Raw genomic sequence first — 9126 nt, 5'->3', positions numbered from 1 at the left:
CTATCAGATCCTTTCGGGCTCTGATTCCCCGTCAGAGGGGGTTGCCTTCCCGGCTGTTGGGCCGTTCCGACGTCTCAAACCTTAGCGGACTCTTTCGGCGATTCCCAATCGGGTCGATCGGCCGTCGCACTCCAATCGGAATTGGTTTCGGACACGCCGAAGCCATTCCCACTGGGAGTCGTGCTGGTGGTTTGGGTGCCGCTGACGCGGCGGGAGTGGTTACCGCAGAACCGTTACGGCCCCGTGGCAACCCGAAGAACCCTACGGATCCCGCAGGGGACTGTCAAGCGACCCTGTCAAGATCTTTAATCGAGGTCGCTGAGCCGGCCACCGGCGTCCGGCTGGGCGTGCTCCACCCTGCGCAGAAGGCGGGTGAGTACGTCACCGAGCGCGGTCCGGTCGTCCGGGGAGAGGTCCTGGAGCAGGTCCTCCTCGAAGACCGTGGCGAGGCGCATGGCCTCCAGCCACTTCTCGCGTCCCTCCGCCGTCAGCTCGACGATGACGCGGACCCGGTTGGACTCGTCGCGCTCCCGGGTGACCAGGCCCTCCGTCACCATGCGGTCGATGCGGTGGGTCATCGCGGCCGGAGTCAGTCCGAGCCGCTTCGCGAGGTCGCCGGGGCCCAGGCGGTAGGGGGCGCCGGACAGGACGAGCGCCTTCAGGACCTCCCAGTCGGTGTTGCTGATGCCGAGCTCGGCCGTCTGGCGGCCGTACGCGACGTTCATGCGGCGGTTGAGGCGGGAGAGAGCCGAGACGATCTTCTCGACCTGGGGGTCGAGGTCCTGGAACTCGCGCTGGTAGGCGGCGATCTGTTCTTCGAGTGTCGGCTCGCCGGCGCCGGAGGTGTCGCCCATGGCCGCAGTATGGCACGGAGCTCCTTTGCCTTGAAGTCCTTCACTATGTACTCTTTAGCTTCGAACTTTAGCTTCTAAGTCTTCAGCTCTAACGGCTGGAGCGATCGATCCAAGAGAGGGTGAACGTGACCAGGGCAAGGGGCGCCGCGATGCGCCGGATCCACGTGGGCAACGCACTCAGCGCGTTCGGGCTCGGCTTCACCGTCCCCTACCTGTACGTCTATGTGGCGCAGGTACGGGGACTGGGTTCGATGACGGCGGGTCTCGTGCTCGCCGTCTTCGCCGTGGCCGCGCTGATCGTGCTGCCGTTCGCCGGGCGGGCCATCGTCCGGCGGGGCCCGCTCCCGGTGCTGCTCGCCTCCCTGGTCACCGCCGCGCTCGGCGCGCTGAGCCTGGGCCTGTCGGCCTCGGCGACCACCGTGCTCCTGTCGGCCGCCGCGCTGGGTGCGGGACAGGCCGTGATGCAGCCGGCGCTCGCGACGATGATCGTGGACTGCTCGACCACGGAGACGCGGTCCCGGGCGTTCGCCACGCAGTTCTTCCTGCAGAACCTGGGGCTCGGCGTCGGCGGGCTCATCGGTGGCCACCTGGTCGACACCACGAGCGCGTCGTCCTTCACGCTGCTGTTCGCGATCGAGGCGGCGATGTTCCTGGTACTGGTCGCGGTGATGGCGACGGTGCGCGCGCCGCGTGCGCCGCGTATCGAGCAGGCCCCGGGGCAGTCGGGCGCGGGCAGCTGGAAGCAGCTGCTCGGCAACCGGGCCATGGTGCAGCTGTGCGTGCTGGGCTTCGTGCTCTTCTTCGCCTGCTACGGGCAGTTCGAGTCGGGCCTGAGCGCGTACGGCGTCGAGGCGGCCGGGATCTCCACGTCCGCGCTGGGGACCGCGCTGGCGGCCAACACGCTGATGATCGTCGTCGCTCAGTTCGCCGTGCTGAAGTTCGTGGAGCGGCGGAAGCGGTCGCGTGTCATCGCGGCCGTGGGGCTGATCTGGGCGGTGGCGTGGGCCGTCGCCGGGTACGCCGGGCTCGGGCACGGCAGCCAGACGATGGCGACGGCCGCGTTCATCTCGACGTACGCGCTGTTCGGGCTGGGTGAGGCCCTGCTGTCGCCGACGCTGGCGCCGCTGGTGGCGGATCTGGCGCCGACCGGGCTGGCCGGGCAGTACAACTCCGCCTTCGCGCTGGTGAAGCAGCTGGCGCTGGCCATCGGGCCGGCGGTGGGCGGGCCGCTCGGGGCCTCGCTGCACGCGCCGTACATCGTGATGTTCCTGCTGTTCTCGCTCGGCATCTCGGTGCTGGCGGTACGGCTGGGGCGGCAGCTCACGGACGTGCAGAACCAGCCGTCGCTCGCGCGGAGCCGGGTGGTCACCCGGCAGGGCGGGACGCCGGCCGACGCGGTGGCCGCCGAGGCCTGAGCGGGGGCCGGTGGCTCACTGCTTGGGCAGGACGAACTCGCACCACACCGCCTTGCCGCCCCCTGGGGTGCGTCTGGACCCCCAGGTGGAGGCGATCGTCGCGACGATCGCGATGCCCCGGCCCGACTCGTCCCCGGGCTCCGCGCGGCGGCGCCTGGGGAGGTGGTCGTCGCCGTCAGTGACCTCGATGATCAGGCGGCGGTCGGTACGGCGCAGCCGCAGCCGCATGGGGGGCGTGCCGTGCTGGAGGGAGTTGGCGACCAGTTCGCTGGTGGCCAGGACACCCAGGTCGTGCAGTTCGGTGGGGAAACGCCAGCTGGTCAGGACGCCGGAGGCGAAGGCACGCGCGCGGGGGGCCGCTTCCACGCCGCCGAGCAGCTCCAGGGCGGCGTTGCGGAACAGCTCGGCCTCGGCGCCCTTGCGGGCGGGGTGCTGGAGGACCAGGACGGCGACGTCGTCGTCGTGGTCCGGGGTGACGCCCGCCGAGCGGACCAGGCGGTCGCAGACGACCTGCGGGGTGCCGGTGGCGCCGGACAGGGCGCGCTCCAGGGCGGCGATGCCCTCGTCCAGGTCCTCGTTGCGGCGCTCCACCAGGCCGTCGGTGTAGAGGACGGCCGTGGAACCGGGGGACAGGGCGATCGAGCCGGACGAGTGGATCCAGCCGCCCGTGCCCAGCGGCGGGCCGGTCGGTTCGTCGGCGCGCTGGACGGTGCCCTTCTCGTCGCGGACCAGGATCGGCAGGTGCCCCGCGGAGGCGTAGACCAGCCGGCCCTCGTTCGGGTCGTGGATGGCGTAGACGCAGGTGGCGATCTGGTTGGCGTCGATCTCGGTGGCGAGGCCGTCGAGGAGCTGGAGCACCTCGTGCGGGGGCAGGTCGAGGCGGGCGTAGGCGCGGACCGCCGTACGGAGCTGGCCCATGACGGCCGCCGCGCGGACGCCTCTTCCCATGACGTCGCCGATGACCAGGGCGGTGCGGCCGCCGCCGAGGGTGATCACGTCGTACCAGTCGCCGCCGACCGCGGCCTCGGTGCCGCCGGGGTGGTAGGTGGCGGCGACGCGCAGGTCGTCGGGCTCCTCCAGTTCCTGCGGCAGCAGGGAGCGCTGGAGGGTGACGGCGGTCTCGCGCTGGCGGCGTTCGCTCGCGCGCAGGCGGGCCGCGGCCTCCGCGTGGTCGGTGACGTCGGTGGCGAACACCAGGACACCCCGGTCGCCCCGGTCGCCGCCGCTCCCGGTCTCGGTGACCGGCGTGCAGGTGAAGGTGTAGGAGCGGCCGTCGGGGGTCTTGCGGGACTTGAGGGTGCGGGGCCTGCCGCTGCGCTGGACCTGGTCCAGGAGGGGGAAGAGGCCGAGCGCGTCCAGCTCGGGGAGGGCGTCGCGGACGGGTTCGCCCAGGGGGCGGGTGCCGAAGGCGGTGACGTAGGCGTCGTTGACGTAGGCGAGGCGGTGGTCGGGGCCGTGGACCAGGGCGACGAGGGCCGGGACGCGGTCGAGGACGTCGCGTACGGGCAGGTCGTCGACGGCGGGCACGGGCGGCGCCTCGTCGGTCAGCTGCTCGGCGCGGGCGGCGGGTACGGAGCCGTCCGGCCGCCGGTCCGGGGAGAGGGGCGTGTCGGTCCGCGCTGCGGCGCGGCGCTGCGTTCCGGGGAGTCGGGCGCTCCAGCGCGTGAAGTTCACGAATCCTTGCCTCGTGTAGTTGTCGGCGGCCGAGTGCCGGAACGGGCCGGGATCGGCCGTTCCCGGAGCCGCGCGGAGACGAGCGGTGGCGCGCCCGCGGTGGTGGACCAGTCTGGCAGGGTGCCGGCCGGGCCGCCGTCCGTCAGACGCCGGACCGGGCCGGGGAGTTCCTGGGTCCGGTCAGGACTACCCCTTCGGGTTGCGCGGTGGTTCCTGAGAAGGCTTTCCACCGGCCGCGAGTTCGAACTCCGCTCGCGGATGTTCGAGTGAACCCAGGGAGACGATCTCCCGTTTGAAGAGTCCGGCGAGGGCCCATTCGGCCAGCACGCGCGCCTTGCGGTTGACGGTGGGGACGCGGCTGAGGTGGTAGGCGCGGTGCATGAACCACGCGGGGTAGCCCTTCAGCCTGCGCCCGTAGACGTGCGCGACGCCCTTGTGGAAGCCGAGGGAGGCGACGGAACCGGCGTACTTGTGCTCGTACGTCTCCAGGGGTTCGCCGCGCAGGGCGTGCGTGATGTTGTCGGCGAGGGTCCTGGCCTGGCGTACGGCGTGCTGGGCGTTGGGGGCGCACGGCCGGCCGCATTCCCGCGCGGTGACGTCGGGGACGGCGGCGGCGTCTCCCGCGGCCCAGGCGTGCGGGGTGCCGGTGACCGTGAGGTGGGGGGTGCAGGTGAGCCGGCCGCGCTCGTCGAGGGGCAGGTCGGTGGCGGCGAGGACCGGGTGGGGTTTGACGCCGGCCGTCCACACGACCGTACGGGTGGGGAAGCGGGAGCCGTCGCTGAGGACGGCGACGCGGTCGGCGCAGGACTCCAGGCGGGTGTCCAGGCGTACGTCGATGTTGCGGCGGCGCAGTTCGGTGACCGTGTAGCGGCCCAGTTCCTCGCCGACCTCGGGCAGGATGCGGTCGGATGCCTCGACGAGGATCCACTTCATGTCGTCCGGTGTGACGTTGTGGTAGTACCGCGCGGCGTAGCGGGCCATGTCCTCCAGTTCGCCGAGGGCCTCCACGCCCGCGTAGCCGCCGCCGACGAAGACGAAGGTGAGGGCGGCGTCCCGGATGGCGGGGTCGCGGGTGGAGGAGGCGATGTCCATCTGTTCGAGGACGTGGTTGCGCAGGCCGATGGCCTCCTCGACGGTCTTGAAGCCGACGCCGTGCTCGGCGAGGCCGGGGACCGGCAGGGTGCGCGAGACCGAGCCGGGGGCGAGGACCAGTTCGTCGTACGTCAGTCTGCGGACGCCCGCGCCCTCCTCGGTGGCGAGGGTGCTGACGGTGGCGGTGCGGGCCGCGTGGTCGATGGCGCGTGCCTCGCCGATGACGACGTCGCACTGGCCGAGGACGCGGCGCAGCGGCACCACGACGTGGCGCGGGGAGAGGGAGCCGGCCGCCGCCTCGGGGAGGAACGGCTGGTACGTCATGTAGGGGTCGGGCGTGACGACCGTGATGCCGGTTTCGCCCCGCCTGAGTTCGCCTCTGAGGTTCCGCTGCAGACGCAGGGCCGTGTACATCCCGACGTAGCCGCCGCCGACAACGAGAATGCGCGCACGTTCCTTCACCATCCCATGACGCACCCGGCGCTTGCGTTTGTCCACAGGCTCGTCGATTTGTGTGACCGGAACCCGCGGGGGCGCGGGCCGGGCCCGATCGCCGTGGCAGGTCGCGGTTGCGCAGGTCAGCAAGGGTGGGAGTGGGGGCGGAAAGCACCGCATACGGGGTGGGAAAGATCCGTACTCCGACCGGGGCCCGCTCCGTGCGGAACCTGCCCCTTCTGAATTGACTCCCGCTCAACTATGTTCTTTCCGACGGGGTGCAGGGGGATGTGCTCATCGGGTCCGCGACGGTCGGGGCCGCAGCACCGGGCGGGTTCCGCGCACTCCGGCTTTCAATGGCGGGGAGAGTCTCCGGGGGGAGACGTCATTACCGGGGGATTGTCGATGCATGTTCAGGACTCTCATTGGTCGTCCGCGTCCACGGTCACGCCGCAGGGCGCGATGAGCGCGGGTGGCGGACGCGCGGACGCGGGGCGCACCGCGCCGCTGCGGGTGGACGCCCAGCGCAATCTGGAGCACGTGCTGCGCGCGGCACGCGAGGTGTTCGGCGAGCTGGGGTACGGCGCGCCGATGGAGGACGTGGCGCGGCGGGCGCGGGTCGGTGTCGGCACGGTGTACCGGCGCTTTCCCAGCAAGGACGTCCTGGTGCGGCGGATAGCCGAGGAGGAGACGGCCCGGCTGACGGATCAGGCGCGGGCGGCGCTCGGGCAGGAGGACGAGCCGTGGTCGGCGCTGTCGCGCTTCCTGCGGACGTCGGTGGCCTCGGGGGCCGGCCGGCTGCTGCCGCCGCAGATACTGCGGGTCGGGGTGGCGGACGACGGTGGCGGGGTCGCCGAGGAGCCCCGGGTGCCGCAGCAGCGGATACAGCCGGGCTCGGGTGAGCTGCGGCTGGTGTCCGACGGGCTCGCGCCGGTCGGCCAGGCGGCCTCGGTGGCGCACGACGACGGGGCGGCGGAGCTGCTGGAGGTCGTGGGCCGGCTCGTGGAGCGGGCGCGAGCGGCGGGCGAGCTGCGGCCGGACGTGTCGGTGTCGGACGTCCTGCTGGTGATAGCGACGGCGGCTCCCTCGCTGCCGGACGCGGCACAGCAGGCGGCCGCCTCAGCCCGGCTCCTGGACATCCTGCTGGAGGGACTGCGGTCCCGGCCGGCGTGAGGCGGCGGGACGGTCGGGCAGGCCCTGCCGCCCTGTGGCCGGGCCTCTCGCTCGGCGCGCCCTCCGGCGCGGGGGCACCTTTTCCTCCCCCGAACGGCTGAGCGTTATGACCGGGCGGCGGCAAATCCCCTCGGACGAGTGACGGTCCGCCCTGGAGGGTCCTGACCAAAAACCGCTATGGCACGCTGACCCGGTGTTCGGACTGGGTGGGCAGGCGGCGGGGGCTTTCCGCGATGAGCGTTGACGGACGGGACGGGTCACTGGGTGACGGCGGCACCGGGGCCGGCGACCCGCCACAGGTGCCCGAGCAGGGCGGCGGGCCCGCCCGGGACCCGCGGGACGACGTGCCCGTGGACGGCTCCGGCGCGGGGCCCACGCGGGTCACCGGGACCGCGGAGGACACCGCATCCCTGGAGGGCGGGGTCCCGGCCCAGCGCGAGCGGCACGGGGGCAGCGTCCTGCCTCCGCCGCGCGAGCTGTGGGACGGGAGTGTCCTGCCGCCGCCCCGTGAGGTGCCGCCGTCCGACGCGGAGCTGATCGAGCGGATGCGCGCGGGTGACGACGGGGCCTACGAGGAGCTGTACCGCCGCCACGCGGACGCGGTCCGCCGGTACGCGCGCACCTGCTGCCGCGACGCCCACACCGCGGACGACCTCACCGCCGAGGTGTTCGCCCGCATGCTCCAGGCGGTGCGCGGCGGTTCGGGCCCGGAGCACGCCGTACGCGCCTACCTGCTCACCGCGGTCCGACGGGTCGCCGCCGGCTGGACCCGCTCGGCCGGACGGGAGCAACTGGTCGACGACTTCGCGGTGTTCGCGGCGCAGGCCGCGCAGGCCTCCCAGGCGGCGGACGACGACACCCTGGAACTGGGCGCCGACGTCCGGGCCATGCACGAGGCCGAGCAGTCGATGGCCCTGCGCGCCTTCCGTTCCCTGCCGGAGCGGTGGCAGGCCGTGCTGTGGCACACGGAGGTCGAGGACGAGTCGCCGAGTGAGGTGGCCATGCTCTTCGGGCTGGACGCCAACGGCACCCGGGTGCTCGCCAGCCGCGCCCGCGAGGGCCTGAAGCAGGCCTACCTCCAGGCCCACGTCAGCGAGGCCCTCGCCGCCGACGAGGAGTGCGCCCGCTACGCCGACCAGCTCGGTACGTACGCGCGCGGCAGGCTGCGGACCCGGGCGGAGCGGGGGCTGCGCAAGCACCTGGAGGAGTGCGCGAGGTGCCGGCTGGCCGCCAGCCAGATCGAGGAGGTCGCGAGCGGCATTCCCGCCGTGGTGCCGGTCGCGGTCATCGGCTGGTTCGGTGCCGCCGGGTACGCCAAGGCGGCGGGTCTCATCGCCTCGGGCGCCGGCGCGGCAGGTGCGGCGGCCGGATCAGGCGGCGGCGCGTCCGGCGGCGCGGCGGCCTCCGAAGGACTCGGCGCGCCGGTGAAGGCGGGCATAGCGGCCGGTGTGGTCGCCGTGGCCGCCGCGGCGGCCCTGGTCTTCGCCCTCGCCGGCGACGACACCCCCACCCGGAAACCCCCGAAGGCCGCCCCGCCCGCCTCCTCCCCGGTGGCCCAACCGGCCCCCGACACCCCCACCCCCACCCCACAGCCACCCCGCCCCCCGGCAGCCGCACCCGACCGCCCGACTCCCCCACCCAAACCGACCCCCAAACCATCCCCAACCCCCACCCCCACCCCAAAACCAACCCCACCCCCAAAACCAACCCCAACCCCGCCCCCCACCCCGACCCCAACCCCCAAGCCGCCACCACCACCCCCCACCCCGACCGTCTACCAGTGGAACGAGCTGGCGTACGACGTGAGCGGCGACGGCACCGGCCCCGAGATGCGGCTGACCGGCAGCAGCTGGGTGTGGCAACGCTCCGCCCTCTCCATCGGCGGCGAGCGGTACACGCACGGCGTCACGGTGAACGGCAGCTCCTCCGTCACCATCGACCTCAACCGCTCCTGCTCCTCCTACGACGCCCTGGTCGGCATCGACGACCTGACGATGAAACTGGGCAAGGTCCACTTCTCGGTGCACGCCGACGGCGTACGCCTGTGGAGTTCCGGGATGGTCAAGGGCGGCGACCCGGCGGTACCCGTGCACGTGGACATCTCGGGCCGCGAGAACATCACCCTCGTAGTCGAACCCCACAACCACCTCGACGGCGCGGCCCTGGCGAACTGGGCGGAGTCCCGCTTCACCTGCGCCTAGGGGAGACCGGACGGAAAGCCGCGTACGGCGGGAAGGGGACGGGCCGGGGGGTGTCCGCCCGCAGCGGTTGGCGCGTCAACACACAGCACTTCTGTGGCCAACCGATTCCGCGCCGTTCCGAGGACGGACACCCCCCCGCCCCGGCCCCCCCCCCCCCCCCCCCCCCCCCCCCCCCCCCCCCCCCCCCCCCCCCCCCCCCCCCCCCCCCCCCCCGCCCCCCCCCCCCCCCCCCCCCCCCCCCCCCCCCCCCCCCCCCCCCCCCCCCCCCCCCCCCCCCCCCCC

General features: G+C 73.3%; 6 protein-coding genes. 3 read left to right on the top strand and 3 right to left on the bottom strand.

Annotated features, from left to right (window positions below; genetic code table 11):
* Positions 1-305: 305 nt before the first annotated feature.
* The gene (locus tag ACFIF2_RS35640; protein WP_395577442.1) at positions 306-854 is read right to left on the bottom strand and encodes a MarR family winged helix-turn-helix transcriptional regulator; all 549 of its coding nucleotides are present in this window, start codon (positions 852-854) and stop codon (positions 306-308) included.
* Positions 855-1003: 149 nt separating this feature from the next.
* Between ACFIF2_RS35640 and ACFIF2_RS35635 the strand changes: the two genes are divergently transcribed.
* Complete coding sequence (locus ACFIF2_RS35635) at positions 1004-2269, top strand: MDR family MFS transporter (protein WP_395577443.1); 1266 nt, start codon at positions 1004-1006, stop codon at positions 2267-2269.
* A 15-nt stretch (positions 2270-2284) separates the two neighbouring features.
* Here ACFIF2_RS35635 and ACFIF2_RS35630 read toward each other — a convergent pair whose 3' ends face one another.
* On the bottom strand, positions 2285-3943 hold the full coding sequence (locus ACFIF2_RS35630) for a SpoIIE family protein phosphatase (protein ID WP_395577441.1): 1659 nt from the start codon (positions 3941-3943) through the stop codon (positions 2285-2287).
* Positions 3944-4129: 186 nt separating this feature from the next.
* A complete protein-coding gene (locus ACFIF2_RS35625; protein WP_395577440.1) occupies positions 4130-5500 on the bottom strand; it encodes an NAD(P)/FAD-dependent oxidoreductase in 1371 nt (456 codons plus the stop codon).
* A 375-nt stretch (positions 5501-5875) separates the two neighbouring features.
* Here ACFIF2_RS35625 and ACFIF2_RS35620 point away from each other — a divergent pair, with 375 nt between their 5' ends.
* Both ACFIF2_RS35620 and ACFIF2_RS35615 read left to right on the top strand, forming a co-directional pair.
* Positions 5876-6643 (top strand): TetR/AcrR family transcriptional regulator, encoded by a 768-nt coding sequence (locus ACFIF2_RS35620; protein ID WP_395577439.1) that lies wholly within the window; start codon positions 5876-5878, stop codon positions 6641-6643.
* A 233-nt stretch (positions 6644-6876) separates the two neighbouring features.
* A complete protein-coding gene (locus ACFIF2_RS35615; protein WP_395577438.1) occupies positions 6877-8844 on the top strand; it encodes a sigma-70 family RNA polymerase sigma factor in 1968 nt (655 codons plus the stop codon).
* Positions 8845-9126: the final 282 nt, after the last annotated feature.

The sequence above is a fragment of the Streptomyces sp. BK79 genome, assembly GCF_044142145.1.
Classification (GTDB): Bacteria; Actinomycetota; Actinomycetes; order Streptomycetales; family Streptomycetaceae; genus Streptomyces.
This window is presented reverse-complemented; position numbering and strand designations above follow the sequence as displayed.

Bases quoted from the DNA above. Each gene is read 5' to 3' on its own strand.
- ACFIF2_RS35625 (WP_395577440.1), bottom strand. From the start codon at position 5,500: ATGGTGAAGGAACGTGCGCGCATTCTCGTTGTCGGCGGCGGCTACGTC.
- ACFIF2_RS35620 (WP_395577439.1), top strand. From the start codon at position 5,876: ATGCATGTTCAGGACTCTCATTGGTCGTCCGCGTCCACGGTCACGCCG.
- ACFIF2_RS35615 (WP_395577438.1), top strand. From the start codon at position 6,877: ATGAGCGTTGACGGACGGGACGGGTCACTGGGTGACGGCGGCACCGGG.
- ACFIF2_RS35635 (WP_395577443.1), top strand. From the start codon at position 1,004: ATGCGCCGGATCCACGTGGGCAACGCACTCAGCGCGTTCGGGCTCGGC.
- ACFIF2_RS35640 (WP_395577442.1), bottom strand. From the start codon at position 854: ATGGGCGACACCTCCGGCGCCGGCGAGCCGACACTCGAAGAACAGATC.